A 26,825-nucleotide genomic window follows, 5' to 3' on the forward strand; every position below is an offset into this window, starting at 1 on the left:
GTGGTATTACTGTACCGGTTCGGCGGTTCTCGCTGCACCGCAACTTGACAGACCAGACGCTTATCTGTCCATGGCCGGGCCATGGATGTGAGCCGAGCCAGCCGCAAACCCTCGCGGCGCGTCAGCGCCGGCGTCGGCCACCCGCGCCTGCGGCTCTTCCGGTACGGCTGGATGGAGCGGCTGACGGTGATGCCGCCGCAGCTGTTCGTCGCGCTCTGGGCGGTGCTGCTGACGGTCGTGTTCTGCGCCAGCCTCGGGCGCGTCGGGGCGGCGGCATGGGCCGGGCTCGTGCTGGCGGGGCTGCTCACCTGGTCGCTGTTCGAATATGTCATGCACCGCTACCTGTTCCACCTGGCGCTGCCGACCGAGTGGGGGCGCCGGTTCGTCTTCCTGATGCACGGCAACCACCACGACGACCCCGACGATCCATGGCGCAGCATCATGCCGCCCATCGTCAGCGTAACCTGGTCGGGCGCGATCTGGGCGGCGATGGCGTGGGTGCTGGGCGGGGCGGGCACGGTGCTCTTCCTCGGCTTCATCCTGGGCTATGTCGTCTATGACGCGGTGCATTTCGCCTGCCACCGGCTGCCGGTGCGCGGCCGGCTGATGCGCATGCTGCGGCGCCACCACCTGCGCCACCACCACGGCCGGGAAGAGGGCAATTACGCCATCACCGCGATGTTCTGGGACCATGTGTTCGGCACCTATCTCTCCGCCAAGAAGGCGGCGGGATCGGCACCGCGCGCAGACGCCTAGACCCTAGCGCCAGCGCCGCGCGAGCCGGCCCTGCCAGCGGCGCAGCCGGCTGACCCGGTCGAGCCGGTTGAGCGCTCCCCCCGCCGCCATGCGCGCCACCAGCGTCTCGGGCGGGCAGGGCAAGGCGGTCACGGGATCGAGGTAGCGCGGGTAGAGGATCAGCACGCCCGCTACCAGCTCGTCGAGCGTCAGCGCGCGGCCGCGCGGCTCGGGCACGGGGGCGAGGTCGCGCGTCATCCCCCAGCCGGCGTAGAAGGGCGTGCCGTGGCAGGTCACGTCGCGGCCGCGCAGCAGCGCCTCGAAGCCGGTCAGCGAGGTGAGCACGTGGACGCCGTCGACCAGGTCGAGCAGGTCGGCCATCGCGCCGCCGCGCACCACCCGGTCGGCCAGCGCCAGCGCGTCGGCATCGCGCACCGCGCCGCGACGGTGCCCGGCGTCGACGTCCGGGTGCGGGCGGAACCAGATCTCGGCGTCGGGCTCGAGTGCGCGGGCGCGGCGCAGCAGCTCGAGGTTGCTCGCCAGCCCGTGGCCGCCGAGCCGCACCGACATGTCGTCCTCGACCTGGCCGGGAACGAGCACCAGCCGGCGATCGGCCGCGCGCGGCGGGAAGCTCTGCGCCGCGGCGCCGCCATATTTGCTGATCCGGCCGGCGATCACGGTCGCGCGCAGCCGCCCCGCGCGCGCCAGCAGCGCCGGCGCGAACGTCGCGGTGGCGAGCAGCTGCTCGAGGTCGCTGGCGCGCGCCGGGTCATAGTGGATGCCGCGCGCGTCGACCGTGATCGACGACGGCGGCACCATGTCGCTGCCGAGCCCCACCGAGCGGACGAAGCCGTCCTCGACGCGCACCAGCGGCACCCCCGCGGCCGCGGCGTCGCGCGCCATCGCCGCCGAGACGCGCGACGGCCACACCGCGACCGCGCCGCCGACCCGCGCCGCGTGCGCGATCGCGGCCCGTTCCGATCGGTAGAAGCGCAGCGACCGCCCCGGCGACCACAGGAAGCGCCGGATCTCGCGCCGCTTCCACCAGGCGATGCCGCAGGCGGCGACGATCGCGCGGTTGGTCGCGGCGATCTCCCGCCACAGCCCGAGCAGCGCCACCGTCGTGTCGAGGTCGCTCGACGCGCCGGTGAAGGGGTCGCGATAGCGCCGCGCCAGCAGCGCCGCGGCGACGCCCTCGGGCGTGTCGTAGCGCCCTGGCGCGGTCAGCTCGACCCGCGCGCCGGCGACGTGTGCGAGCGCGACCCACTCGTCGTCACCGTGGCCGCGCACCGTCACCCCCGGCGCGAGCACCGACCACGGGTCGACCGGCTCGCCGGCGGGTGTCGCGGCGCGGTCGACGCGCGGCGTGGCTGTTCCCGCCGGCGCCCAGTAGCTGCCGCCGACGCGCGCGGCGCGCAGCGCGGCGAAGATACGCTCCACCGTCGCCGCCGCGATCGGGCGGGGCGGCGCCACACCCGGCTCGGACAGGAGCACGCGCGCGCCGGGGAAGGGCGGGGCGCGCAGCAGCGGCACCTCGCCCGCGGGGTCGGGCATCGCCTCAGCCCCGCGCCGCGGGGGCGTCGGGCGTCTTCGTCCCGACGTCGGCCCAGGGTTGGCCGAGCCAACCGGCGAGCCGGTCGCGCGCCGCCCAGGCGAGCGTGGCGCGACGCTCGGCGATGCCGGGCAGGCTCATCGCGTCGAGCCCGGTCCAGGGCAGGAAGGGGTTGCGCCGCCCGTAGGTCCAGATCTCGATCCGCGTCGCCGGGCGCAGCGACGGGCCGCGCGCGTGGAAGCCCGACGTGTCCGCCACCACCAGGGTGTTCGCCGGCACCGCGAAGGCGCGCGGCGCGGAAAGGCCGAGCGCGGCGAGCTCCTCCGCGGCGACGCGCAGCGACCCGCGCGACGACAGCCGGTCGAGCCCGCTCGCGGCGCGGACGCTGCGCTCCTTCTCCCAGGCGATACGCGCGGGGGTCATCCGGTGCGAGCCGGGAACGTAGACGAACGGGCCCTCGTCCGCGGCCACATCGGTGAGGAAGAACCACGCCTTCACCGTGGCGTGGAAGGTGTCGGCGTGGAGCGCGGTTTGCGGGTCGGGCGGGCCGTCGTTCACGTGCGACAGGATCGTCTGGATATAGCCGATCGGCTCGCTGTCGTAGCTGCCGGCGTAGCGCATCAGCCCACGCCAGGTCGCGCCGCGCACCAGCGCCGCGACCGCGGGCATCGCCGCCAGCGCGGCGGGGTCAAGCGCGATGCGGCGTGTGATCGTGTCGCCCTGCACCATCTCGCGCGCCGGCGCGGCGCGGCCGAGCGCCTGCCGGCGCAGCGCGGCGAACTCGGCCGGCGGCAGGAAGTCGCGGCGCAGCACGAAGCCGTCGCGGTCGAAGGCGGCGCGGTCGGCGGGGTCGACGAGCGGCGCCAGTCGGTGCCGTCGCGCCGCCGCGAGCCGTGCCGCGGTGCGCACGCGCGCGGCGTGCAGCCCCCAGCGATTGAGCCGCGGCGAGCCGATCACGGGATTGTCGCAGAAGGCCTTGGCGCCGGTCGCGAGCTGGGCGACCCACCAGGGGTAGAGGAGCAGGCGCACCGGGTTCATCGCCGCGTCTCTCCCCGATGCGGCGCGCGCGCGCAACCGCTCACGGTCGCTCGTCCCAGGCGAGCCGCGCCAACCCGGCGGGCGTGGCGCGGATCACCCCGAAGGCGCCGGTGCGCAGCTTGAGCGTCGCCAGCCCCTGCGCCAGCGCCGGCTCGGCCAGCAGCGCGAAGCGCGCCGCGCCGTTGCTGGTGATCAGCAGCGTCTCGCCCCTTTCGCGCGCGTAGAGCGCGCGCCAGGCGGCGCGCCGTGCCGCGGGGTCGACCTGCCAGCCGGGGGGCGGCTCGCCGCGCGCGTCCCACGCCCCCAGCGCCGCGGCACCGACGCGCGCGACCACCTCGGGCTCGGCGCGGTCCTCGTCGGGGCCATGGTCGATCTCGGCGAGGAAGGCGGTGGGCTCGGGCGCGGGGGCGTCGGGCAGCGCGGCGCGGATCGCCGCGGCGGTGTCGCTCGCGCGGCGGAGCGGCGCCGCCAGGATCCGGTCGAAGCGCCAGCCGCGCCGCGCGAACGCCGCTCCGAGCGCGGCCGCCTGCGCGCGCCCCGATTCGACCAGCGGCAGGTCGGTGCGCGCGCCGATGCGGCGCGGCGGCTCGCCGGGCGCGAAGGTGTCGCCGTGGCGGACGATGACGAAGGTGGCGCTCATGCGGGATGGGGATCGCCGTGGCGGTGGATCAGTTCCTCCGCCAGCGCGAGGTCGGCCGCCGTGTCGATCCCTGACATGCTGTGCGCCGGCGGGTCCGCCGCGATCGTGTGCACGCTCATGCCGAGCTCGAGGAAGCGCAGCTGTTCCAGCCCCTCGAGCCGCTCGTAGCGGCCGGGCGGCGCCGCCTCGAACCGCGCCAGCGCGGCGAGGCGATAGGCGTAGAGGCCGAGGTGGCGGTACACCGGCGACAGCGGGTCGGCCGCGCGCAGCCCCGCCTCGTCGCGGATGGCAGGCAGGATCGCCTTGGAGAACCACAGCGCGTCGCCGTCCTCGCCGCGCACGCAGGTGGTGCCGCTGAACGGCGAGTCGCGCTTGTGCGCGCGCAGCCGGTCGAGCGCCGCCCAGTCGAGCCGCACCACCGGGGTGACGCAGGCGGCGGCGCTGCGTCGTGCCGCGGCGAGCAGCGCGGCCACCAGCGCGGGCGGCACGAAGGGCGCGTCGCCCTGGAGGTTGACGACGATTCCCGGCGGCGCGGCGCGCTGGCACGCCGCGACATAGGCGCGGCCCGAGCCCGACTCGATCGCCGCCGCGGTCATCGCCACCTCGTGCCCCAGCGCGCGCGCGTGGTCGGCGACGCGTTCGTCGTCGGTCGCCACCACCATGTCGCACGTACCCGCCAGCGCCGCGGCCGTGGCGGCGACCTGCGCGACCCGCTCGAGCAGGGTGCGCCCGGCGATCGCGCGCAGCGGCTTGCCGGGCAGCCGCGTCGAGCCGTAGCGCGCCGGGACGACGAGGAGGTCGCGCGCTGGCTGATCCGCGAGCCGGTGCGGAGGCGGGCTCAGGCGACGCCCGCGCGCAGCAGGTCGTGCATGTGCAGCGCCCCGATCGGCCGGCGGCCGGCGCAGACGAACAGCACGGTGACCGCCTCGGCGTTCATCAGCCGCAGCGCGTCAATCGACAGCGTGTCGGCCTCGACCGCGAGCGGGTTGGGGGTCATGTGCGCCTCGATCGGCTCGTGCAGGTGCTGGGTGGCGAAGCTGCGGCGCAGGTCGCCGTCGGTGAAGACTCCGACGAGCTGCCCCGCCGCGTCGACCACCGCGGTGGCGCCGTAGCGCTTGCGGCTCATCTCGATCGTCGCCTCCATCAGCGAGGCGCCGACCCGCACCACCGGCATGTCCTCGGCCTTGCCCATCAGCTGCGCCACCGTGGTGAGCCGCGCGCCGAGCCGCCCGCCGGGGTGGAAGGTGAGGAAGTCGGAGGGCGAGAAGCCGCGCTGCTCGACCAAAGCGATCGCCAGCGCGTCGCCCAGCACCGCCTGGAGCGTGGTGGAGGAGGTGGGGGCGAGCCGGTTGGGGCAGGCCTCGTCGACTTGCGGCAGCGGCAGGCAGATCGTCGCGGCGCGTCCCGCGGTGCTGTCCACCCGCGCGGTGGCGACGATCAGCGTCACCGCGAAGCGGTGGCAATAAGCGATCAGGTCGCCCAGCTCGGTGGTCTCGCCCGACCAGGTGATCGCCAGCACCACGTCGTCGCCGGTGATCATGCCGAGATCGCCGTGGCTCGCCTCGCCGGGGTGGAGGAACAGCGAGGGCGTGCCGGTGGAGGTCATCGTCGCCGCGATCTTGCGGCCGATGATCCCGCTCTTGCCCATGCCGGTCACGATCAGCCGCCCCTTCGTCGCGGCGATCGCGACGACGGTGCGCGCGAACGCCTCGCGCATCGGCGCGTTCAGCAGCGTGTCGGCGAGCACCTCGAGCGCGGCGCGCTCCACGCGGATGGTGTTGAGCGCCGACCGCACCGCCGCCTCGGCCTGGCCCGTCTCGTTGATACGCACAACCGTCACCTCGTCGGGCGAGTAGCCAATCCGCCGCAGGGGAGCTAACCGGCCGGGACCGGGCGCCGAAGCGCGCGGCTATAACCCATGTCTAGCGCCGCGCCAATTCGCGGTCGCAGCAGAAACGACGGGAATGGATCCGATGCACCTGTTCGGCCGCGCGATAGGTCCCGAGCACCCCCTGTTCCTGATCGCCGGGCCGTGCGCGATTGAGAGCGAGGCGCTGGCGCTCTCCACCGCGGCAACGCTGCGCGACATCGCCGCGCGGCTGGATATCCCGTTCGTCTACAAGAGCTCGTTCGACAAGGCGAACCGCAGCTCGGGCCGGACCTTCCGCGGCCCCGGCATGGAGGAGGGGCTGCGCATCCTCGCCAAGGTGCGCGACGAGATCGGCGTGCCGGTGCTGACCGACGTCCACACCGAGGAGCAGGTCGCGCCCGTGGCGGCCGTGGTCGACATGCTGCAGACCCCCGCCTTCCTCGCGCGCCAGACCGACTTCATCGCCGCGGTCGCCGCGAGCGGGCGGCCGGTGAACATCAAGAAGGCGCAGTTCATGGCGCCGGGCGACATGGTCAACGTCGTCGCCAAGGCGCGCGCGGCGGCCATCGCGGCGGGGCAGGACCCCGACGCGTTCACCGTCTGCGAGCGCGGCGCCTCGTTCGGCTACAACAATCTCGTCTCCGACATGCGCGGGCTGGCGATCATGCGCGAGACCGGCTGCCCGGTGGTGTTCGACGCGACCCACTCGGTCCAGCTCCCCGGCGGGCAGGGCGACCGCTCGGGCGGGCAGCGCGAGTTCGTACCGGTGCTGGCGCGCGCCGCGGTCGGCGCGGGGGTGGCTGGCCTCTTCATCGAGACTCACCCCGATCCCGACCGCGCGCTGTCGGACGGCGCCAATTCCTGGCCGCTCGACCAGCTCGAGCCGCTGCTGCGCCAGCTGATCGCGATCGACGCGGTGGTGAAGGGGCTCTAGCCGCGCGCGGTGTTGGCGCGCTCGCCGCGCGCGGGCAACGTAGCGAGCCACGGCTCGACCGCGGCGAAATGCGTGCCCCAGTCGGGCGCGCGATAGCCGCGCAGCGCGGCGCGCTGGCGCTCGCGCGCCGGCGACTCGCCGGCGAACTCCAGTATCGCGCGCTCCCACGCCACCGCGTCGAGCGGTGACAGATAGGTCGGGATCGTCCCCGCGATCTCGCGGAACACCGCCAGGTCGGAGGCGATCACCGGCACGCCGAGCCGCATCGCCTCCACCACGGGCATGCCATAGCCCTCGGCGAAGGAGGGCATGAGCAGCGCGCGCGCGCCGCTCAGCAGCGTCGCCAGCGCCGCGTCGTCGCAGCGGCCGCGCTCCTCGACCAGCGTCGCCAGCGCGGCGCAGCGGTCGAGCAGCGCCATCGCGTCCGCCGCCTCCCAGCCGCGCTGCCCGACCAGCACGAGCCGCGGCGCGGTCTCACCGAGCCGCTGCACCAGCGCGCGCCACAGCTGGAGCAGCAGCAGGTGGTTCTTGCGCCCCTCGATCGTGCCGACCGCGACAAAATACGGCCGCCCCGCGCCGGCAGGGGCCGAGGGGGCGGAGCGCGGCAGCGCGTCGGCCGCCAGCCATGCCGCGACCGCGGGCGGGCGCGGCAGGCCGCGCGCCGCACCGAAGGCGTCGAGGGCGTCGAGCGTGGCCCGCGAGTTGCCGATGATGCCGCTCGCGCTCGCCAGCGCGTGGCGCATCCGCCGCTCGTGCCGCGCCGCCTCGCCGGGGCGGCAATATTCCGGCGTCTCGAGCGGGATCAGATCGTGGATGAGATGAACCGCGCGCAGCTCGTGGCGCGCGATCCAGCCGACCAGCCTGGGATCGTCGAGCCCGGTGTGCCCGACGTTGAGATAGAGCGCGCCGCGGCACGGCGGGCGCACGGCGCGCCGCAGCGCGCGCGCCAGCAGCGCGGCGAGGCGCGGTCGCCGGTCGGCGATGTCGCTCGTCAGCAGCGCGGCGAGCCGGGCGGTGTCGGCCGGCGGCAGCACGAAGCGGCGCCCCTTCCACTGGATCACGCCGTGCGCGCGGCCGGCGTAGCGGTCGAGATAGGCGTGGCAGACGCGGTCGATCCCGGTCGGCAGCCGCCCGGCCCAGCCGCGCCAGACCAGGCGCCCGACGTCGAGCAGGAGAGGATCGGCGGGGGTCACGCGCGCGGCTATAGGGTGCCGCGGCAGCGCGGTCACCCGCGCGCGCGCCATTCCCGTCGCGTGCACTATAGGTTAGAGCGCGCCCGCGAGGAGATCGGCGCGGCCAGCCCAGCCGGTGCCGTGCTCTGTGGAGGAAGGACGTCGACGCATGAGCGGTTCCCCCGCTCCCACTGCCGGTACCCCGTGGCGCCGCGCCCTGTCCGTCCAGGGCCGGGTGATCGGCGCGGTGCTGATGCGCGAGCTGCACACGCGCTACGGCCGCGAGAATATCGGCTATCTCTGGCTGATCGCCGAGCCGCTGATGCTCGGCAGCATCATCGCGCTGCTGCACAGCGGCCAGACCGGACACAAGGGCACGATCAACCCGGTCGCGCTGACCGTCGTCGGCTATACCATCTTCATCATGTTCCGCGGCATCGTCAACCGCGCCGAGGGCACGCTGCACAGCAACCTGCCGCTGCTCTATCACCGCATGGTCACGGTGTTCGACATCGCGATCGCGCGCGCGCTGCTGGAGGCGGCGGGTACGTTCGTGGCCTTCACCATCCTGCTCAGCCTGGTGATCGTGCTGGGCTTCGCCGACCTGCCCGCGCGGCCGCTGATGCTGCTCGCCGGAATCGCCTATATCTTCTTCTTCTCCTTCGGGATCTCGATGATCATCGTGGGCGGCACGCATGACAATCGCCTGTTAGAGCGGCTAGTGCACCCGTTCAGCTACTTCATGATCCCGCTCTCCGCCGCTTTTTACCAAGTGTCGTGGGTGCCCGAGCCCTACCGCCATTATCTGCTGTACAATCCCTTCCCGCAGATGTTCGAGCTGGTGCGCCACGGGCAGTTCCCCTCCGCGACGCTGGAGTATGTCGACTTCACCTACATGACCGCCTGGACACTGGTGCTCAACCTGTTCGGGCTGCTCGCCATCCGCGCGGTGCGCCGCCGCATTCACCTGAGCTGATCTACGAGACCCTTGCGCATGAACATGCACGGCATCATCGCCCCCGCCCACGATCCGGTCACCGAGCTGAAGCCCTCGGCGATGGCGCGGCTGCTCGCCATCGTGCGGCGACGCCGCATGCTGATGCTGATCGTGGTGCTGCCGACGCTGCTGCTGGCGGGCTATTATTATCTAGTCTCGGCCGATCAATATGAGTCGCAGGCCCATTTCCTCGTGAAATCGGCGGACGGGCCGACCGCCTCGCCCTCGGGCTTCGGGCAGCTGCTCGGGCTCAGCGGCATGGGCGGCTCGGGTGGGGAGGCGGCGAGCGTCTCAGACTATCTCACCTCGCACGACGCCGTGGCGCGGCTGTCGCGCGACATCGGGCTGGTCGAGCGTTTCCGCCGCCCGGAGGTGGATGTCGTCAGCCGCCTGTCGACCGCCGATCCCACGCCCGAGAAGCTGCTGACCTATTACGAGGGCAAGGTGACGGTCGAGACCGACCACGACACCGGCATCACCAAATTGTCGGTCCACGCCTTCCGCCCCGACGACGCCTATACGATCATCCGCCACCTGCTCGAGATGGGCGAGCAGCGGGTCAACACGATGAACGCACGCTCCTATGAGGATGCGATCGCGGCGTCGCGGCGCCAGCTCGGCGAGGCCGAGACCGCGCTCGCCGCGGTGCAGGGGGACCTCACCGCCTTTCGTCAGACCCGCGCCGACGTCGATCCCGAGGGGTCGGGCAAGGCGCAGATCGGGCTGGTCTCGGGGCTGCGCGCCAATCTCGCCGCGGCGCAGGCGCAGCTGGAGACGACGGGCGCGTTCGTCAGCCACTCGAGCCCGCAATATGTCGCGCTGTCGCGGCAGGTCCGCTCGCTCCAGGCGCAGCTCGCGGCGCAGTCCGGGCGCCTCGCGGGGGACGGCGGCGAGCGCACCATCGCGGGCAATCTCGGCGGCTACGAGGATCTCCGGCTACGCCAGGAATTCGCGGGCAAGCGCTACGAGGCGGCCGCGGCGGCGCTGGCGCAGGCGCGCGAGCGGGCGCGGCGGCAACAGCTCTATCTTGTCCGGGTGGTGGAGCCTAACATGCCGGTCAAGTCGCTGTTCCCCCAGCGTGGCAAGATCGTGCTGACGGCCTTTTTCGCGCTGCTGCTGGTGTATAGCATCGGCTGGCTGATCGCCGCCGGCGTGCGCGAGCACGCTGCCTGAACCGCGCGAGCGCGAGCACGGGTCGGCATGGAGGGTTCTGTCTCTACGCGGCGCGCGGCTCAGCGCGGGCGCCGTGCGATCAGCGCGAACGGGGTGACCGGGGCGGCGCCGCGCGGCGCGGGATCGAGCGCGAAGTCCAGCTGCGCCACCTCACTCCCGTCGGCGACCAGGGTCAGCGCGAGCCGCTCGATCTCAACACGGCCGAGGCCGCGCCCGTCAGCGGGGTGGTCGAGCGTCCCGGCGTAGGGGAGCAGGTGCACCGCGACGCCGCCCGGTCGCAGCCACGGCATCGCGCCGCGCACCATCGGGGCGAAGCGGTCGGGGGCCGAGCGCCACGCGTCGATCGACCAGATCGCGTCGAAGGGCTCGCGCATCGCGGGGAGCGCCAGCCGGTCGAAGAGCGTTAGATGCACCGCCTCGGCGTAGCGCCGCGGCGAGCACAGGTCGGGATCATGCCAGCGCTCCAGGGCGATGCCGGGATCGGCCTCGCCCAGGTCCTCGGGCCGCGTCACCGCCACCAGCGTCGTGCCGCCGCGCCCCGCGAGATAGGACGGCAGCGGGTGGCGGCGTGTCACGATGCCGAGCCCGCGCGCGGCGTCGAGGTCGACGCCATAGTGGCGCAGCGCCTGGAGGATGATCGCGTGGCCCCAGCGTTCGGAGGAATCGCCCCCGTCCTGCCGCAACGCCGCGTTCCACGCCGCCACCAGCGGGTCGCGCAGCTGCGCCGCGGTCAGGGCCTGCGACACCGGGCGGGCGAGCTGCGGCACGCCGATGACCGCCAGCTCGGGCCGGTCGGCGCGCTCCGCCGGGGCGGGCGCGACCGCGGGGGGTGCAACGCGCTCGACCGGCATGTCGGGAAGCGGCGGTGCGGCGCGCGCGCGCGGGTCGATCGACAGGCTCAGCGCGGTGGCGCGCGCGTCGGTGGCGTCGTCGATCATGCCGCCGATGGTACAGCCCATGTTGCGCCGGCCGATCACGTCGACGTGGAGGAGGCCGCCGCGCGCGGCGAGCTCGCGCAGCGGCACCGACATCTCGAGCAGCGGCATCGGCGCCGGGCAGGGCGGCAGCGCGGGATGGCAGGAGAGCGCGCGCACGCGCACGGTCAGCGTGCCGCAGGTCGCGCTCAGCCCGTGGAAGTGCACGGTGAAGCGGTTGGGGCCTAGCACCGGGTAGATGTCGAGCGACTGGAAGACATAGCCGGGCGCGTCGCCGGTAGCGTCGCCACCCAGCCCCGCCAACCCGCTCGCCAGCTGCGGGAAAGCGGCGAACGGGTCGATCGGCAGGAAGCTGAGCTGGTCGGGCACGTCGGCCTCGTCCTGCGCGGCCGTCATGCCGCCGCCATCGCGCGTGCGTAGAGCGTGTCGAGCGCCGCGGCGTAGCGCTCGGCCGAGAAGCGCGCCGCCTGCCGCCGGCCACGCGCGGCGAGATCGGCGCGGAGCGCGGGATCGGTGTCGAGCGCGCGCAGCCCCACCGCGATCGCGGCGACGTCATAGGGGTCGACCAGCACCGCCGCGTCGCCCGCCACCTCGCGCACCGCGCCGGTGGCAGAGGCGAGCACGGGCACGCCGAGCAGCATCGCCTCGTGCACCGGCAGCCCGAAGCCTTCGTACAGCGACGGGAAGGTGAGCGCGCGCGCGCCGCGCAACAGCCGCATCAGCAGGTGGCGCGGCAGATAGTCGATCTGGATGATTCGCCGCTCCAGGTGCGCGTGGCGTGGGCTGTCGGGATCGTCGGCGCGCGGCAGCAGCACCAGCTCGGCCTCGCTCTGCCACGACCGACCCGCGACGATCACCAGCGGCGTGTCGGTGCCCAGCGAGAGATAGGCCTCGATCAGCCGGCCGATGTTCTTCTTGGGCTCGATCGCCCCGAAATAGAGGAAATAGCCCCGGTCCCGTAGGCCGAAGGTGGCGTGCACCGCTGCCGCGGCGGTCGCCGCGGGTTCCTCCAGCACCGCCGGCTCGATCGCCGACACCTGATAGGTGTTGACGATCCGCTCCGGCGCCACTCCGAGCAGCGCGGTGATGTCGGCCGCGCTGGTCTCGGAGACGGTGCAGATCGCGTCGGCGCGCGCGGCGCAGGCGGCAACCAAAGCGCGATACTGGCGCTTCTCGTCGAGCGTGGCGAAGGGCAGGCGCAGCGGCACCAGGTCGTGCAACGTGTAGACGTTGCGCGTCCCTGCGAGCGTGACCGGCACGGGATAGGTCCAGTGCATCACGGCGGGGGGCGTCGCCATGCGCAGCCGCACGAAGCGGCCGGTGGCGCGGAAATAAGCGTGGGCGCGCTCGAACAGATGCGGGCAGCTCCACAGCCGGTCGAACATCGCGGTGCGGTGATCGAGCGCGCGCGTGTCGACCGTCCCTCGCGGCACCTCCAGCGCGGCGAGGCCGCGTCCCGCGGACAGCACCGCCAGCGCGCGCCGCGGTCCCTTGCGCCGCATCCGCCAGGGATGGGGTCGTGCGAGCTGGTCGTAGAACAAGGTCTCGCGCTGATCGGTCGGGCCCGCCACGTCGAGCCCGAAGACACCGTCGACCTGGTGGCCGCCGGCGCGCAGCGTCCGCGCCAGCATCGCGCCATAGGTCGCGATGCCGGTGCCGTGCGGCAGCGCCAGATTATAGCCGTCGATACCGACACGCAAAACGCCATTGTCCCCGAACACTCACGGATGCCGCGCGTTAGCCGCCCCGGGGCAGCGCTGCAACGCGGCGTGATAGACCTCAGACAGCCGCTCGGCGAAGCGCGCGGGCGCGAAGGCCGGCGCGCGCGCGCGGCCGCACGCGGCGAGATCGGCGACCAGCGCGTCGTCGCTCGCCAGTCGCGCGATCCCCTGCGCCAGTGCGTCCAGGTCGGCGACGTTCACCAGCAGCGCGGCGTCGCCTGCCACCTCCGCCGGCGCGCCGCCGGCGCCCGCCAGCACGGGCGTGCCAAGCGCGATTGCCTCCGCCACGGGCAGGCCGAAACCCTCGGCGAGCGAGGGGAAGAGCAGGGCCCGTGCGTTCGCGAGCAGCGTCAGCAGCAGCGCACGCGGCGGGTAGGGGAGGTGGGTGGCCCCGGGCGTCGCGGCGATGTCGTCGAGGATCGGCCCCGCGCGCCAACCGGCGGGGCCGGCCACCAGCAGCGGCAGCGCGGCGCCGCTGCGGCGATAGGCGGCGAGCAACGCGGCGAGATTCTTGCGCGGCTCGATCGTGCCGACGGCGAGGAAATAGCCGTCCGGGGTGAGCGAGGCCGGCAGCGCGGTGAGTGCCGCGTCGTCGACGTCGACCGGCTGCCCGGTGTCGACCACGAAGGCCGGGTCACAGCCCAGTGCCGCGACGATGCCCGCGCGTGCCGCACCGGACACGGTGGTGATGCCGTCGCCGCCGGCGACGATCGCGTCGAGGACCGCGCGGTGCCGGCGCGGGTCGATCGAGGTGAGCTCGGGATGATCCAGCGGGATCGCATCGTGCACGGTGTAGAGGTTGATCCAGCCTTGGAGCCGCAGCGGCACCGGATAGGTCCAGTGCATGATGCCCGCGGGCAGGTCGCAGCGCAGCGGCATGAGCCGGCGGTGGAGGTCGAAATGGACGTGCGCGCGTCGGAACAGGTCGCGCCCCAGCAGCACCGCGCCCTCGGCGTCGCGGCCTGTCCGCAGCGACCGCGGCCCGCGCGATAGCGCCCCGAGCCAGCGCCTTGCGCGGCCGTCGTCGTCGCGCTCCGCCACGAGGCGATAGGGCCGGTCGCTCAGCACTCGTGTCGCCGCCGCGAGCGCGCGCGCGTAGGTCGACACGCCCGTCCCGCCCGCGGCGAGCATCCGCGCGTCGAGGCACAGCGGCACCGCCAGCGGTGGGGAAGAGACGTGTTCGCGGTTCAGCGCGCGCCTTCTCATCGCCTGCCCGAGGCTGTAGGGGCGAGCCGGCGAGAGCCGATTAGAACGACGACGGAATATCCCATGATCCGATTCGACCATGTGTCGAAGAGCTACCACCTGCGCAAGTTCGAGAAGCGCGTGTTCTCCGACCTCAACTTCACGATCGGCAAGGGCGACGCGCTCGGCATCTGCGGCGCCAACGGCGCGGGCAAGTCGACTCTGATGCGGCTGATCGCCGGGGTCGAGCAGCCCACCACCGGCCGCATCACCCGATCGATGACGACGTCCTGGCCGATCGGCTATGCCAATGCTTTCCAGTCGAGCCTCACCGGCGCCGACAACGCGCGCTTCATCTCGCGCATCTACGACCGGCCTGAGCGCGAGCTGCTTGATTTCGTAGAGGAATTCGCCCAGCTCGGCCCCTATCTGCATCAGCCGGTGAGCACCTACTCGGCCGGCATGAACGCGCGGCTCGCCTTCGGCATCAGCCTCGCGGTCGAGTTCGACTGCTATCTGGTCGACGAGGTCACCGCCGCGGGCGACGAGCGCTTTCGCCGGCGCTCGGAGGACGCTTTGATCTCGCGGCGCGACAATGCGACGCTGGTGATGATATCGCATGATCCCGGAACGCTCAAAGCCTATTGTCGCACCGGCGCGGTGCTCTATGGCGGCGCGCTGGTACGCTATGACACGATCGCCGAGGCCTGCGAGGTGCATCATCGCCTCCAGACGCGCGGGATGTGACCGCGCCGGGAGCGACGGTCGGCGGCGTGTCGTGGGGAGGGCGCGTGCCGCGCCCGTCGATCAATGCGGGAATGAAGCCTCGATGTCGGTGCCGTTCGTGAGTTCGCGTATGTCCGCCGTGCTGGCGCCCGTGGCGTTGCTGGGCGCGGCGGGGTGCACCTCGCTTCCGTCGAACGGGCCGACCGCGGGCGCGATCCTGCACCGCGCCGAGGCGCGCCAGCCCGACGGCACCGCCACCTTCCAGGTCACCGACCTGACGCTGGCCTCGGTGGAGGGGATGAACGCCCCCATGGCCGCGGCGGGCGCGCGCACTCTGGCGACGCTCGGGGGGGAGCGCCGGGTCGACCAGATCGGCCCCGGCGACGTGCTCTCGATCACGATCTACGAGGTCGGCGTGTCGCTGTTCGCAGGCAATCGCGCCGCCGCGGCCGCGGGGGGCGGGTTCGACCCCTCGGCGCACGGCGAGACCTTCCCGGACACGATGGTCGACGCGCAGGGGCGGATCGATCTGCCCTATCTCGGGCCGATTACGGTTGCGGGGCTGACCACCGGCGAGGTGCAGCAGCGCGTCGTCGCGGGGCTGCGCGGCAAGTCGCAGGATCCGCGCGCGCTGGTGACGATCCGCCAGAACGTCACCAACACCGTCTATCTCACCGGCGCGATCCCGCGCCCCGGTCGGCTCGCGCTGACGCTCGGTCGCGAGCGCCTGCTCGACGCCATCGCCAACGCCGGTGGCAGCGCCGCCGCGGCGGACGACACGCTGGTGCGCGTGGTCCGCGGCACGCAGGTGGTGGAGCAGCCGCTGGGGACGATCCGCACCGGCAGCGCCGACGACATCACGCTAGTGCCGGGTGACCGGATCGAGCTGATCCGGCGGCCGCGGACCTATACCGCGCTGGGCGCGGCGAACCGGATCGCGCAGGTGCCGTTCGACGCCGACCGCGTCTCGCTCGCCGAGGCGCTGGCGCGCGTCGGCGGCCCCAACGACAATCTCGCCAACCCCTCCGCGATCTTCCTGTTCCGCTACGACGCGGCCGCCGACGCGGCCGGCGAGCGGCCCGTGATCTATCGCCTCAACCTGCTGCGCCCCGACGCCTATTTCCTGGCACAGCGGTTCATGATGCGCGACAAGGACGTGCTGTACTTCGCCAACGCCTCGACGAACCAGCCGTCCAAGTTGTTCAGCATCATCAACCAGCTGTTCACGCCGTTCATCACCGCGCGCCAGATCCGCTGACGCGCCCGCCGGCGCCGCGTCACCACCAGTAAGGCGCGTCCGCGTCTGTGATCGGGGACCAGGGCAGCGCGCGCGCGGCGCGGTCGATATGACGCAGGATCTCGTCGCGTGACGGGTAGCGATACCCGTCGAAGGGATGCCCGTCGCGGGTCCAGTGCGGGTTGTAGCCGGGATCGTGGAACAGCGCCGCGCCCCAGCGCGCGTGCAGGTCGGCGAGCTCGTCCAGGTCCCACGCCACCTGCGACCGGGTGACGTTGAACCCGCGCGTCTTCGACTCATGGTGAAGCAGCCGGACGTCCGATGCGACCACCACCCGCCGCCCCGCGGCGCGGAGCCGCAGGCACAGGTCGATGTCGTTGAAGGCGATGGCGTAGCGCGTCGCGTCGAAGCCGCCGGCGGCGTCGAACAGGTCGCGGCGGACGGCGAGGAAGGCGCCGGTCACCGCCGCGGCGGCGCGGCGCCGGCGCCAGCGGTCGTTCGGGCCCATCGCGGCGTCGCGCCCGACCCCCTCGTGTATCGGGCCGCCGCTGCCCATCCCCATCACGATCCCGGCGTGCTGGAGCGTCCCGTCGGGATAGAAGAGCGCCGCCCCGACCGCGCCTGTCCCCGGTGCGGCGAGCGCGTCGCGCAGCAGCATGTCCCAGCCCGGGGTCAGCATCTCGGTGTCGTTGTTGAGGAACAGGAGCAGCGGCGCGGTGCCCGCGGCGACCGCCAGATTGTTGGCGTGCGACCAGTTGAACGGCGCGTCGAGCGGCAGCACGTCGGCCACGCCGCGCCGCACCCAGTCGTCGAGCAGCCGCCGCGTCGCCGGCTCGCGGCTCCTGTTGTCGACCACCGTGACGTCGAGCAGCTCGGCGCGCGCGGCGTGCTGGCGCAGGCTGTCGATCGCGGCCTTCAGCATCGCCGCCGCATCGCGGGTCTGCACCACGACCTGTATGCGCCCCTCAACCGAGTCTTTCGCGACCATGGCCGCGATTGGCCCCGGATCGGGCGCGAGGGGCGCGGGGTCGGGCGGCGCCTGCTCGGCCTGAGGCGCCAGCTCCTTGCGGCTCGAGAGCAGCAGCGGCAGGTGCGCCATCGCGCCATCCGCCCCGGCCGACCGCGCGATCGCGGCGACGTCGATTGCGTCCCAGCCGTGCAGTGGCACCCGCGCGCGATCGAGGTAGAGCAGTGCTGGCGCGACCGCCGGATCGGCGAACCACTCGGGGTCCGCGTCCGGCTGGAAGACCGGTCGCGTGAAGCCGCGCCCAGCGCGCCAGTCGTCGACGTGGTGGTCGTGATCGGCATAGGCAGCGGCACAGCCGGTGCGCGCGGCGGCATAGGCGAACCAGGCCAGCGCCTCGCGGTCGGGCAGCGTGCCGGCGGTCAGCAGCAGCGTCGCGGCGGGTTCAGGCCAGGCGGCGTCGCCCGCGTCGAAGCGCACGCGCGGGTCGAGCGCGGCGAGGCTCGCGACGGGATGGTTGCGCAGGGCGGGCGCGGCGTGGACGATCGCGCGCCAGCGCTGGTCGGTCTGGTCGAGCAAGGCCGCCAGCGTGGCGCGGACTGCGACCGGCAGCGCCTCGCGCGCGTCGACCAGCACGGTGACCGCGCCGTCGCGCCGGGGATGTCGGGGCGGCGGAGCGACGAGCAGGCCGCGGCGCCAGCTGTCGTACCGGCCGGGGGCGACCACCGTCTCGGGCGTCCCGTCGCTCGCCACGGGCGGGGCCAAGTCGCGCGCGCCCAACGCCGCCAGCCGCTCGCGTGCGGGGGCGAAGTCGGGATCGAGCGCGGCGACCCGCGCGCACGCCTCGATCGCGCCGGCGCGATCGCCCAGCCGCGCGCGCGCATCGTGGAGATGCCACCACGGCTCGGCCGCGTCAGGCGTGATCGCCACCGCGCGCGCATAGGCCGCGGCGGCCTCGTCGAGCGCGCCGGTCTCCTTGGCGGCGTGGCCATATTGCTCCCACGCCCCGGCGTCGGCCGGGCGCCGATCGAGGTAGTGCCGCCACGCCGCGGCCGCGCCCGCCCAGTCGTGCGCACGCGCGCGGCGCCGCGCCGCCTCGCGCCATCGCATTCCCCGGAGATCGAACCTTGCCATATGTCGGCGTCGCTCTAGTGCCGCCGTGGCGCTTGCGCTAGCGGGCTGCCTATACGGGGAAAGATGCGATGATCCGGGTCCTGTTGGGGCGCCGCCCACCTTCCAACGCGCGCGTCGACGGCGACCGCGCGCGCGACTCCGGCGACTGGGCCGAGGCGGTCCGCCACTATCGCGCGCATCTGGCGGTGCGGCGCGGCGACCACGCCATCCGCATCCAGCTGGGCCACGCGCTCAAGGAGATGGGGGCGCTCGACGCGGCGCTCGCGGCCTATCGTGCCGCCCTGTGGCGCCGGCGACGCGACGCCGACCTGCTGCTCAGCATCGGGCACGTCCACAAACTGGCGGGCCGCGCCGCGGAGGCGCTGCGCTGGTATCGCCGCAGCGCCGCGCTCGACGGCAACCGCCACGCGCTCGCCGAGCTCGACGCGCTGCGCCACGCCGGGGTGGCCGCGCCGGCCGGACGGGACCGCGAGCGCGCCGTCAAGCTGCTGGCGCGGCGCTGCGCCGGGCTGGTGCCGGTCGAGGCGAGCGACATCGCGCCCGCCGCGCGCGGGCGCCGGCTCCAGCTCGTGTCGCACGATCCCTGGGTGCGGCTGGTGCTCGACCCGGCGGTCGCCGCGGGCGGCGGACTGGGCGTGCTGACCATCGACGTCCGGCCGCTCGACCCCGAGCGTCCGCTCCAGGGCCAGCTGTACGTCGACTATGGCGACGGCTTCGTCGAGAAGACCAGCCTGTCGTTCCGGGTGGGGGCGACCGGAGTGGCGCTGCTGCTCGCCGCGCCCGAGCTGATCCGCGGGGTGCGCTGGGATCCGGACCGCAAGGGCAACCTGCTCCACCTGCCGCGGCTCGCGTTTCGAACCGTCACCGATTTCGCCGAGGCCGCCGCGCTGCTGCGCGACAGCGCCGCGGGCGAGCTCGACCCAGAGCCGCTGGTCGAGCTGGCGCGGACCTGCTTCGATCGGCGCGCGCTGACCCCGCGCGAGGCGGCCGAGGTGACGCTGGCGCTGATGCTGTCCGACGTCGGGCTCGACACCTTGTACCGTCGCTGGCTGTTCCGCCACGGCCGCCCGGCGCCCGAGGACTATGCGGTGATCCGCGCGATGACCGCGGCGATGCCGATCCGCCCGACCTTCTCGTTCGTGATGCCGACGTACAACACGCCGGTCCCGCTGCTGCGTGCGTGCCTCGACGCGCTGCTGGCGCAGACCTGGCCCGACTTCGAGATCTGCGTCGCCGACGACCATTCGCCCGATCCCGCGGTGGTGGAGACGCTGGCCGACTATGCCGCGCGCGACGCGCGGCTGCGCTACGTCCGCTCGCCCAAGAACGGCCATATCTCGGACGCGAGCAACCGCGCGCTGGCGCTCGCCACGGGCGATTACGTCGTGCTGGTCGACCACGACGACGTCATCCCCGACTACACGCTGTTCGTGGTCGCGCATTACATCAAACAGCATCCCGCGGCGGACGTGCTGTTCTCCGACGAGGACAAGATCGACCTGCAGGACAATCGCTTCGCCCCCTATTTCAAGGGCGCGTTCAGTCGGTTCCTTATGTACGGCCACAATATGGTGAGCCACCTCGGCGTCTACCGCCGCGCGCTGCTGAACGAGATCGGCGGCTTCCGGCTGGGTCTGGAAGGCAGCCAGGACTATGACCTGCTGCTGCGCTGCTACGAGCGCTGCGGCGACGACGCGATCGTGCATATCCCGCACGTGCTCTACCATTGGCGGACGACGCCCGGTTCAACCGCGATCTCGGCCGACCAGAAAGGCTATGCCATCGTCGCGGCCGAGCGCGCGATCAACGAGCATTTCGAGCGGACCGGGCTGCCCTTCCGCTCGGGCGACGGCTTTGCCCCGGGCTGCACCGGCGTGTTCCCGGCGCGCGACTTCGACACGCCCGTGTCGATCATCATCCCGACCCGCAACGGCCTCGACGTGCTGGCGCCGTGCGTCGCCTCGATCCTCGCGGCGCCGCACGAGCACGTGGAGATCATCGTCGTCGACAACGGTTCGGACGACCCGGCCACGCTGGCCTATCTGGCCGAGCGCGAGGCGGCCGGGGAGATCCGCGTGCTGCGCGACGAGCGACCGTTCAACTTCTCCGCGCTCAACAATCTTGCCGCCGAGCACGCCCGCGGCGAGATCCTGTGCTTTCTCAACAACGACACCGAGCTGCTTGCGGCGGACTGGCTGGCGCGCGCGCGTGCGCTCTTGTCCCTCGACGAGGTCGGCGTCGTCGGCGCGCGGCTGCTTTTCCCGGACGGCACGCTGCAGCATTTCGGCATCGCGCTGGGGATCGCCGACCATCGCGTCGCCGGGACCCCGCACGGCGGCTTCAGCGCCGACGACCCGGGCTATTTCGGGAAGGCCCGGCTGATGCAGGAATTCTCTGCCGTGACCGCGGCCTGCCTGTTCATCCGCCGCGCCGATTTCCTCGCCGTCGGCGGCTTCGAGCCCGAACTGCGCGTCGCCTACAACGACGTCGACCTGTGCCTCAAGGTCCGCGCGCGCGGGCTGAAGGTGGTCGGCGATCCCGACATCCTGCTGATCCACAAGGAGAGCCGCACGCGCGGCAGCGACAAGGAGGGGCCGCGTGCCGAGCGGCTGGCGCAGGAGGCGGCGTGGATGCACGCGCGCTGGGGCAAGGAGCTGCGCGACGACCCCTTCTGGTCGCCCAACCTCTCGCTCGACCGGCTCGATTTCGCGCCGGCGCTGCGGCCGCGGGTGCCCTTCCCGTGGGAGCAGGAGGGGCGGGCATGAGCGACCCGGCGGTGCTGCCGTTCATCTGCTGCGCCGCGCGCCAAACGTACGGTATCGGCGCGCTGCCCGCGGGGCTCGACGCGGATGCGCCGGGCGCGGGGACCGCCGATCCCGCGGCGTTCGGCATCCACACGCTGGAGGAAGTGTACAACACGGTGCGCTATCACTGGCGCCCGTTCCCGGAGATGTACGTCAACCCGGGGCCGTTCACCGATGAGCTCGCGCGTTTCTATGCCGGGCAGGTGACGCGCAACTGCCCAGCGTCGGTGCTGGTGCGGATTGAGGATGCGGTGCTGGCGCACAGCGTGCTCTACGCGCGCGGATCGAGCGACGCGCCCGCGATCGTCTACGAGACCTACCGTCCCAACGACCGCCCCGCGCTGCCCGCGATCGACCGCGGCGAGATCGCGCGTGCGGACCGCGCCCGCTTCGCCGATCGCGACTGGGCGACGCTGTTCGTCGGCTCCGCCGGCTCGTCCAACTACGGCCATTGGCTGGTCGACGATCTGCCGCGCCTCAAAGGGTTCGAAGGCGTGACGCGCCATGCCGGGCGGCCGGTGCGGGTGGCGATCCCCGGCTTCGGCGGCGCGATCGACGCAGTGAGAATCGAGTCGATCCGGCTGCTACTCGGCGAGTCGGTCCACATCGACCTGATCGACCCCAACGTGCCGCAGCATATCCCCGACCTCTACTACGTCACGCCGGTGACGCAGCATCCGCTGCAGAAATCCCCCGCCGCGCTGGATCGGGCGGCGCGCGACGTGCTGGCGCGGCTGGCTCAGGCCGGGTCGCTGCCGAACGGACCGCTCCAGCTGTTCGTGCTCCGCACCCCGCGCTACGGTCGCGGGCTCGCCAACGAGGGGGAGATCCGCGCGCTGGTGGCGGCGCGCGGCTTCACGCTCGTCGACCCCGACGGCCTGTCCTTCGCCGAGCAGGTGCAGCTGTTCGCCGGCGCGCAGGTTGTCATCGGCCAGATGGGCGCGGCGATGACCAATACCTTGTTCTGTCGCCCCACCACCACCGTGATCCACCTCGCGCCGACGGGCTGGATCGAACCCTTCTACTGGGATCTCGCGGCCGTGCGCGGGCATCATTACCGCGTGATCTACGGTGACGTGAGCGACGCCGGCGCGGCGCCGCACCTCAGCGGCTTCACCGTCGATCCGGCGTCGGTCGAGGCGGCACTGGCGGCGCTCTAGGTGAAGTCAAGGAGACGCGGCCAGGTTGCTGTTATCAAGGCGCCGCCGCGGTCCGGAGACGATGGCCACTGACGTGAGGGCACGCCGATCAGCGGCCCTTCCAGTGCGTAGCCGCTGGGTTCACACAGCGGAGCGGGGCTTCGTGCCTTTCCTCACTGCCCCTCCACCGCCCTCAGGATCGCGCGTCCGTACGCCGTCTTGGCGAAGCGTTCGCCCGCGGCGCGCGCCTGGTCGACGGAGATGAAGCCCATCTCGAACGCGATCTCCTCGAGACAGGCGATCTGGATGCCCTGGCGGTGCTGGAGCGTGCGCACGAACTCCGACGCCTCGAGCAGGCTGTCGTGCGTGCCGGTGTCGAGCCAGGCGTAGCCGCGCCCCATCTGCTCGACGTGGAGCTCGCCCGCCTCCATGTACAGCCGGTTGAGATCGGTGATCTCCAGCTCGCCGCGCGCCGAGGGTTCGAGGTCGCGGGCATAGCCGACGACGCGGTTGTCGTAGAAGTACAGCCCCGTCACCGCGCAGTTCGACTTGGGCACGGCGGGCTTCTCCTCCAGGCTGAGGGCGCGCCCGTCCGCGCCGAGCTCGACCACGCCGTAGCGCTCGGGATCCTCGACGCGGTAGCTGAACACGGTGGCGCCGTGCGGCCGCGCCACCGCGCGCGCCAGCAGCTCGGTGAGATGCGCGCCGAAGAAGATATTGTCGCCGAGCACCAGCGCGACGGCGTCGTCGCCGATGAAGTCGGCGCCGATGGTGAAGGCCTGCGCCAGCCCCTCGGGCCGCGGCTGCTCGGCGTAAGCGATGCGCAGCCCCAGCGCCGCGCCGTCGCCGAACAGCCGCTGGTAGTTGCCGAGGAACTCCGGGCTGGAGATGATCAGGACGTCGCGGATGCTAGCCAGCATCAGCACCGACAGCGGGTAATAGATCATCGGCTTGTCATAGACCGGCAGCAGCTGCTTGTTGACCGCGAGCGTCGCCGGGTGGAGCCGCGTGCCCGATCCGCCGGCCAGGATGATGCCTTTCACTTCGGTGCTCCGATAAGTTCGTCGAGGATGTCGCCCAGCGCCGCCTCCCAGCGGCGCGGGCGGATGCCATAGGCCGCGCCGATCGCGCCGAGGCCGAGCAGCGAGTTGGCGGGCCGGCGCGCGGGCGTGGGATAATCGGCGGTGGCGATCGGCGTCACCGCCGCGCTGGGCCCGCCGCGCCGCGCCGACTGGCGGAAGATCTCCTCGGCGAAGCCCGCCCAGCTGGTCGCGCCGGCATTGCTGAAGTGGAAGGTGCCGGTCGGCGCCACCGCGTCGTCGGCGAGCCGCACCGCGATCCGCACCAGCGCCGCGGCGAGGTCGGCCGCGGCGGTGGGGCTGCCGCGCTGGTCGGCGACGACGCGCAGCGTGTCGCGCTCGGCGGCGAGCCGCAGCATCGTGCGGACGAAATTGTGCCCGTGCGCCGACACCACCCAGGCGGTGCGGACGATAACGTGGCGCGCGCCGCTGGTGCGCACGGCCAGCTCGCCGCCGAGCTTGGACGCGCCGTAGACGCCGAGCGGGGCGACCGCGTCGTCCACCTCCCAGGCGCCGTCGCGGTCGCCGGGGAAGACGTAATCGGTCGACACCTGCACCAGCGGCACCGCGGCGCGCGCGCAGGCGGCGGCGAGCGCGGCGGGCGCGAGCGCGTTGACCTGCCAGGCGACGACCTGGTCGCTCTCGGCCTTGTCCACCGCGGTATAGGCCGCGGCGTTGATCACCGCCGCCCAGCGCCGCCCGGCCACCGCGGCCGCGATCGCGTCGGGGTCGGCGAGATCGAGCGCGGCGCGGTCGAGCGCGACCACGGCGAAGCCCTCGGGCCAGGCCGCCCGGCGCAGCGCGTCGCCGAGCTGGCCGGCCGCGCCGGTGACGAGGACCGCGCGCGTCACGCCGCGCCGCGCCGCTCGGCCGCCTTCGCCGCGACGAGCGGGCGCCACCAGTCCGCGTTGTCGAGATACCAGCGGACGGTCTTCTCGATGCCGCTCTCGAACGTCTCGCGCGGCTGCCAGCCGAGCTCGTCGCCGATCCGTGACGCGTCGATCGCGTAGCGCTTGTCGTGGCCGGGGCGATCCGCCACCGAGGTGATCTGCGCGGCATAGCTGGCGCCGTCGGCGCGCGGGCGCAGCCGGTCGAGGATGGCGCAGACGGTGCGCACCACCTCGATGTTCTGCTTCTCGTTGTGGCCGCCGACATTGTAGGTGCGGCCGACCTGCCCGCGCTCGAACACCGCGCGCAGCGCGCGCACGTGATCCTCGACGTAGAGCCAGTCGCGCACCTGGTCGCCCGCGCCATAGACCGGCAGCGGCTCGCCGCCGAGCGCCTTGACGATCATCAGCGGGATCAGCTTCTCGGGGAAGTGATAGGGCCCGTAATTGTTCGAGCAGTTGGTGATCAGCACGGGCAGGCCGTAGGTATGCCCCCAGGCGCTGACGAGATGGTCCGACGCCGCCTTGCTCGCCGAATAGGGCGAGCGCGGGTCATAGGGCGTCTCCTCGGTGAACAGCCCCTCGGCGCCGAGCGAGCCATAGACCTCGTCGGTCGAGATATGGTGGAAGCGGAAGGCGGCGCGCGCCGCCTCGTCCAGCGTCAGCCAATGCGCGCGCGCCTCCGCCAGCATGGTGTAGGTGCCGACCACGTTGGTCTGGACGAACGCGCCCGGGCCGTCGATCGAGCGGTCGACGTGGCTCTCGGCGGCGAGATGGGTGATCACCTCGGGGCGGAACTCGGCGATCGCGGCGCGCACCGCCGCCGCGTCGCAGATGTCGCCCTGGACGAAGCGATAGCGGTTCGAGCCGGCGACGCGCTCGACCGTCGACAGCGTGCCGGCGTAGGTGAGCTTGTCGAAGTTGAGCACCTCGTGCTCGGTGTCGTCGATCAGATGGCGGACCAGCGCCGAGCCGATGAAGCCGGCGCCGCCGGTGACGAAGATGCGCATGGAACGGTCCTCAGGCGAGCGGCGTCAGCGGACGGCTGTCATAGTCGAAGGGGCTGTCGAAGGCGGCGAGCGTCGGCTGCGCCCGATCCTTGGCGCTCAGCTCGGGGACGATCCCGGCGGGGATCGGCCAGTCGATGCCGGCGCTGTCCCAGGCGATGCCGCCGTCCTGCGCGGGCGCGTAGGTGTCCGAGCATTTGTAGACCACCTCGCACTCGGGCTCGAGCGTGACGAAGCCGTGCGCGAAGCCGACCGGGATGAAGAGCTGGTCGCCGTCGGCCGCGCTGAGCTCGGCGCCGACCCACTGGCCGTAAGTCGGCGAGCCGCGGCGCAGGTCCACCGCCACGTCGAAGATGCGCCCGCGCACGCAGCGCACCAGCTTGTCCTGTGCCCGCGGCGGCGTCTGGAAGTGCAGCCCGCGCAGCGTATAGGCCGGCACGGAGAGCGAGTGATTGTCCTGCACGAAGGTGCAGCCGATCCCCAGCGCGGCGAAGGTGTCGCGATTGTAGGTCTCGGTGAACCAGCCGCGCGCGTCGCCGAAGCGACGCGGGTGTAGGAGGCGGACGGGCGCGTCACTCATACGGGGAGCTGGTAAACGGGGAGCTGCGGCGCGTCCATAAGCTTCGTTGCCCTCGCTCACCGTCGATTGGTGAGCAGCCGCACATAAGCCGCTCCGATCTGGCTCCAGGTGTAGCGCGCGCGCGCGATCGCGGCCATACGTTGCCCCTGCTCGGCGCCGCCGCTGGCGACGGTCGCCGCTACCAGGTGCTGGAGCGAACCGGCGTCATCAAAGAAGAGCGCGGCATCCTCGGTCGATTGGCGGTTGAATACGCAGTCGAAAGCCAGGATGGGCCGGCCGAAGTGCATCATCTCGACGAGCGAGGGGTTGGTGCCTCCGGCGGAGTGGCCGTGGACGTATAACGAGCTGCCGGCGCGGATCGTGTGCAACGTCGCCAGGTCATAGACCGGGTCGACGATGCGGATATGGGGGGACGCGGCGTAGCGCTGCTTGAGTTCGCGGCCGAACGCGCTGCGATCCCAGTTCCCGATGAAGACCAGCGGGAGGGCGGGATCGGTGGCGAATGCCTCGAGGATCATGCTGACATTGTTCTCGGGCTCGATCCGGCACAGCGCCAGCGCGTAATGCTCGGGTAGCCCCGGATAAGGTGTCGGGGCGGGCGCCAGCGCGTGATCACCCCCGTAAGCGATCAACACGCTGTCGCGACCGTAGGACTGTCGCACGTGCTCGACGATCGCGCCGTTGTCGGCGATCACGGCGTGGGAGAAACGCGCCGCGATCCACTCCGAGGCGCGCAGGATCCACCTGGCCGCGCCCCGCCACTTCTCGCGCTTCCACTCGATCCCGTCTATGTTGGTGACCACTCGCGCGCCGGTAAGAAGGCGCACGAACGGCACCGCCCACGCACCGGAGACGCCGAGCAGCAGGATTGTGTCGACGCCCTCGCGGAGCGCCGCCGCCATGCTCACCGCGTCGTAGATCAGGCTGGACGCGTTGTTGGCGTCCAGATTGACGTAGCGCATTGCGGCACCGTGATAGACCGGCGGCCGCTCGGCGAAGTGGCGGGCGCTGCAATAGACCGTGAGCGCGAGCGGCGATCCCTCGCGCTCGTTGTACCGCACCAGATGCTCCGCCAATGTCTCGAAGCCGCTATAGGCAGCGGGCAGGCCGACCGTGCCGACGATTGCCACCCGCGGCGTCACGCGTTCACCAACCATCGTGCCATTTGCCTCCGATCGCCCGAGCCGTCGCTGACGTGACGCACCGGCGGGTCAGCGCGGCCGGTCTGCGCGCTCGCGATGCTCCCTATCGGCCACGTTCGTCGGCGCCAAGGGGCCGGCGTATCGCGATTGAGCTGGCGGAGCGATTCGGCTAAG

General features: G+C 72.6%; 23 protein-coding genes. 8 read left to right on the top strand and 15 right to left on the bottom strand.

Features of this window, described 5'->3' with window-relative positions; translation table 11 throughout:
* The first annotated feature begins 81 nt into the window (after positions 1 to 81).
* Positions 82 to 756, top strand: coding sequence for a sterol desaturase family protein (locus FHY02_RS20155; protein WP_183925633.1), 675 nt, complete (start codon positions 82 to 84; stop codon positions 754 to 756).
* A gap of 3 nt (positions 757 to 759) precedes the next feature.
* Here the strand turns inward: FHY02_RS20155 and FHY02_RS20160 are convergent, their stop codons facing one another.
* The 5 genes from FHY02_RS20160 to FHY02_RS20180 are packed head-to-tail and all read right to left on the bottom strand — an operon-like array spanning position 760 to position 5,796.
* Positions 760 to 2,289, bottom strand: a complete 1,530-nt coding sequence (locus FHY02_RS20160; protein WP_183925635.1) for a beta-3-deoxy-D-manno-oct-2-ulosonic acid transferase — start codon at positions 2,287 to 2,289, stop codon at positions 760 to 762.
* A gap of 4 nt (positions 2,290 to 2,293) precedes the next feature.
* Complete coding sequence (locus tag FHY02_RS20165) at positions 2,294 to 3,325, bottom strand: phytanoyl-CoA dioxygenase family protein (RefSeq protein ID WP_183925637.1); 1,032 nt, start codon at positions 3,323 to 3,325, stop codon at positions 2,294 to 2,296.
* Between the two features lie 40 nt (positions 3,326 to 3,365).
* Positions 3,366 to 3,965, bottom strand: coding sequence for a histidine phosphatase family protein (locus tag FHY02_RS20170; RefSeq protein WP_183925639.1), 600 nt, complete (start codon positions 3,963 to 3,965; stop codon positions 3,366 to 3,368).
* The gene (gene kdsB, locus FHY02_RS20175) at positions 3,962 to 4,807 is read right to left on the bottom strand and encodes a 3-deoxy-manno-octulosonate cytidylyltransferase (protein ID WP_183925743.1); all 846 of its coding nucleotides are present in this window, start codon (positions 4,805 to 4,807) and stop codon (positions 3,962 to 3,964) included. The genes FHY02_RS20170 and kdsB overlap by 4 nt, the downstream gene beginning before the upstream one ends.
* The gene (locus FHY02_RS20180; RefSeq protein WP_311731893.1) at positions 4,804 to 5,796 is read right to left on the bottom strand and encodes a KpsF/GutQ family sugar-phosphate isomerase; all 993 of its coding nucleotides are present in this window, start codon (positions 5,794 to 5,796) and stop codon (positions 4,804 to 4,806) included. The genes kdsB and FHY02_RS20180 overlap by 4 nt, the downstream gene beginning before the upstream one ends.
* A gap of 142 nt (positions 5,797 to 5,938) precedes the next feature.
* On the opposite strand from FHY02_RS20180, the gene kdsA reads away from it, so the two are divergent.
* Positions 5,939 to 6,769 carry a 3-deoxy-8-phosphooctulonate synthase gene (gene kdsA / locus FHY02_RS20185; protein ID WP_183925641.1) on the top strand — a complete coding sequence of 277 codons (831 nt, stop codon included), beginning with the start codon at positions 5,939 to 5,941 and terminating at the stop codon, positions 6,767 to 6,769.
* On the opposite strand, the gene FHY02_RS20190 is transcribed toward kdsA, so the two are convergent.
* Complete coding sequence (locus FHY02_RS20190; RefSeq protein ID WP_311731894.1) at positions 6,766 to 7,962, bottom strand: glycosyltransferase family 1 protein; 1,197 nt, start codon at positions 7,960 to 7,962, stop codon at positions 6,766 to 6,768. The two genes, kdsA and FHY02_RS20190, sit on opposite strands and share 4 nt — an antisense overlap.
* 148 nt (positions 7,963 to 8,110) lie before the next feature.
* On the opposite strand from FHY02_RS20190, the gene FHY02_RS20195 reads away from it, so the two are divergent.
* Together FHY02_RS20195 and FHY02_RS20200 are read left to right on the top strand one after the other, a co-directional pair.
* Positions 8,111 to 8,917 (top strand): ABC transporter permease, encoded by an 807-nt coding sequence (locus tag FHY02_RS20195; protein WP_183925645.1) that lies wholly within the window; start codon positions 8,111 to 8,113, stop codon positions 8,915 to 8,917.
* 18 nt (positions 8,918 to 8,935) lie between these two features.
* Positions 8,936 to 10,111 carry a Wzz/FepE/Etk N-terminal domain-containing protein gene (locus FHY02_RS20200; protein WP_183925647.1) on the top strand — a complete coding sequence of 392 codons (1,176 nt, stop codon included), beginning with the start codon at positions 8,936 to 8,938 and terminating at the stop codon, positions 10,109 to 10,111.
* 59 nt (positions 10,112 to 10,170) lie between these two features.
* Here FHY02_RS20200 and FHY02_RS20205 read toward each other — a convergent pair whose 3' ends face one another.
* The 3 genes from FHY02_RS20205 to FHY02_RS20215 are packed head-to-tail and all read right to left on the bottom strand — an operon-like array spanning position 10,171 to position 13,973.
* A complete protein-coding gene (locus FHY02_RS20205; protein ID WP_183925649.1) occupies positions 10,171 to 11,442 on the bottom strand; it encodes a hypothetical protein in 1,272 nt (423 codons plus the stop codon).
* Positions 11,439 to 12,767, bottom strand: a complete 1,329-nt coding sequence (locus FHY02_RS20210) for a glycosyltransferase family 1 protein (RefSeq protein WP_311731895.1) — start codon at positions 12,765 to 12,767, stop codon at positions 11,439 to 11,441. The genes FHY02_RS20205 and FHY02_RS20210 overlap by 4 nt, the downstream gene beginning before the upstream one ends.
* A complete protein-coding gene (locus FHY02_RS20215) occupies positions 12,768 to 13,973 on the bottom strand; it encodes a glycosyltransferase family 1 protein (protein ID WP_183925651.1) in 1,206 nt (401 codons plus the stop codon).
* 63 nt (positions 13,974 to 14,036) lie between these two features.
* Between FHY02_RS20215 and FHY02_RS20220 the strand changes: the two genes are divergently transcribed.
* Both FHY02_RS20220 and FHY02_RS20225 read left to right on the top strand, forming a co-directional pair.
* Positions 14,037 to 14,699: an ABC transporter ATP-binding protein gene (locus FHY02_RS20220; RefSeq protein ID WP_183925653.1), complete on the top strand. Its 663-nt coding sequence runs from the start codon at positions 14,037 to 14,039 to the stop codon at positions 14,697 to 14,699.
* 109 nt (positions 14,700 to 14,808) lie between these two features.
* Positions 14,809 to 15,936, top strand: a complete 1,128-nt coding sequence (locus tag FHY02_RS20225) for a polysaccharide biosynthesis/export family protein (RefSeq protein WP_260173022.1) — start codon at positions 14,809 to 14,811, stop codon at positions 15,934 to 15,936.
* 19 nt (positions 15,937 to 15,955) lie between these two features.
* On the opposite strand, the gene FHY02_RS20230 is transcribed toward FHY02_RS20225, so the two are convergent.
* Positions 15,956 to 17,989, bottom strand: coding sequence for a glycosyltransferase (locus FHY02_RS20230; protein ID WP_183925655.1), 2,034 nt, complete (start codon positions 17,987 to 17,989; stop codon positions 15,956 to 15,958).
* Positions 17,990 to 18,081: 92 nt separating this feature from the next.
* Between FHY02_RS20230 and FHY02_RS22745 the strand changes: the two genes are divergently transcribed.
* Both FHY02_RS22745 and FHY02_RS20240 read left to right on the top strand, forming a co-directional pair.
* Positions 18,082 to 20,778 carry a glycosyltransferase family 2 protein gene (locus tag FHY02_RS22745; RefSeq protein ID WP_221198757.1) on the top strand — a complete coding sequence of 899 codons (2,697 nt, stop codon included), beginning with the start codon at positions 18,082 to 18,084 and terminating at the stop codon, positions 20,776 to 20,778.
* Positions 20,775 to 21,977, top strand: coding sequence for a DUF563 domain-containing protein (locus tag FHY02_RS20240; protein WP_183925657.1), 1,203 nt, complete (start codon positions 20,775 to 20,777; stop codon positions 21,975 to 21,977). The genes FHY02_RS22745 and FHY02_RS20240 overlap by 4 nt, the downstream gene beginning before the upstream one ends.
* 152 nt (positions 21,978 to 22,129) lie before the next feature.
* Here the strand turns inward: FHY02_RS20240 and rfbA are convergent, their stop codons facing one another.
* Genes rfbA through FHY02_RS20265 form a run of 5 tightly spaced genes read right to left on the bottom strand, consistent with a single transcriptional unit; the run spans position 22,130 to position 26,666 of the window.
* Entirely contained in the window at positions 22,130 to 22,999 is an 870-nt protein-coding gene (gene rfbA, locus FHY02_RS20245) for a glucose-1-phosphate thymidylyltransferase RfbA (protein WP_183925659.1), read from the bottom strand.
* A complete protein-coding gene (rfbD, locus tag FHY02_RS20250) occupies positions 22,996 to 23,886 on the bottom strand; it encodes a dTDP-4-dehydrorhamnose reductase (RefSeq protein WP_311731896.1) in 891 nt (296 codons plus the stop codon). The genes rfbA and rfbD overlap by 4 nt, the downstream gene beginning before the upstream one ends.
* Complete coding sequence (rfbB, locus tag FHY02_RS20255) at positions 23,883 to 24,932, bottom strand: dTDP-glucose 4,6-dehydratase (protein ID WP_183925663.1); 1,050 nt, start codon at positions 24,930 to 24,932, stop codon at positions 23,883 to 23,885. The genes rfbD and rfbB overlap by 4 nt, the downstream gene beginning before the upstream one ends.
* Before the next feature lie 10 nt (positions 24,933 to 24,942).
* A complete protein-coding gene (rfbC, locus tag FHY02_RS20260) occupies positions 24,943 to 25,509 on the bottom strand; it encodes a dTDP-4-dehydrorhamnose 3,5-epimerase (RefSeq protein WP_183925665.1) in 567 nt (188 codons plus the stop codon).
* Between the two features lie 56 nt (positions 25,510 to 25,565).
* Entirely contained in the window at positions 25,566 to 26,666 is a 1,101-nt protein-coding gene (locus FHY02_RS20265; RefSeq protein WP_183925667.1) for a DUF1972 domain-containing protein, read from the bottom strand.
* Positions 26,667 to 26,825 lie beyond the last annotated feature (159 nt).

It is taken from the genome of Sphingomonas sp. BK069, from assembly GCF_014193405.1.
In the GTDB taxonomy this organism is placed as follows: Bacteria; Pseudomonadota; Alphaproteobacteria; order Sphingomonadales; family Sphingomonadaceae; genus Sphingomonas.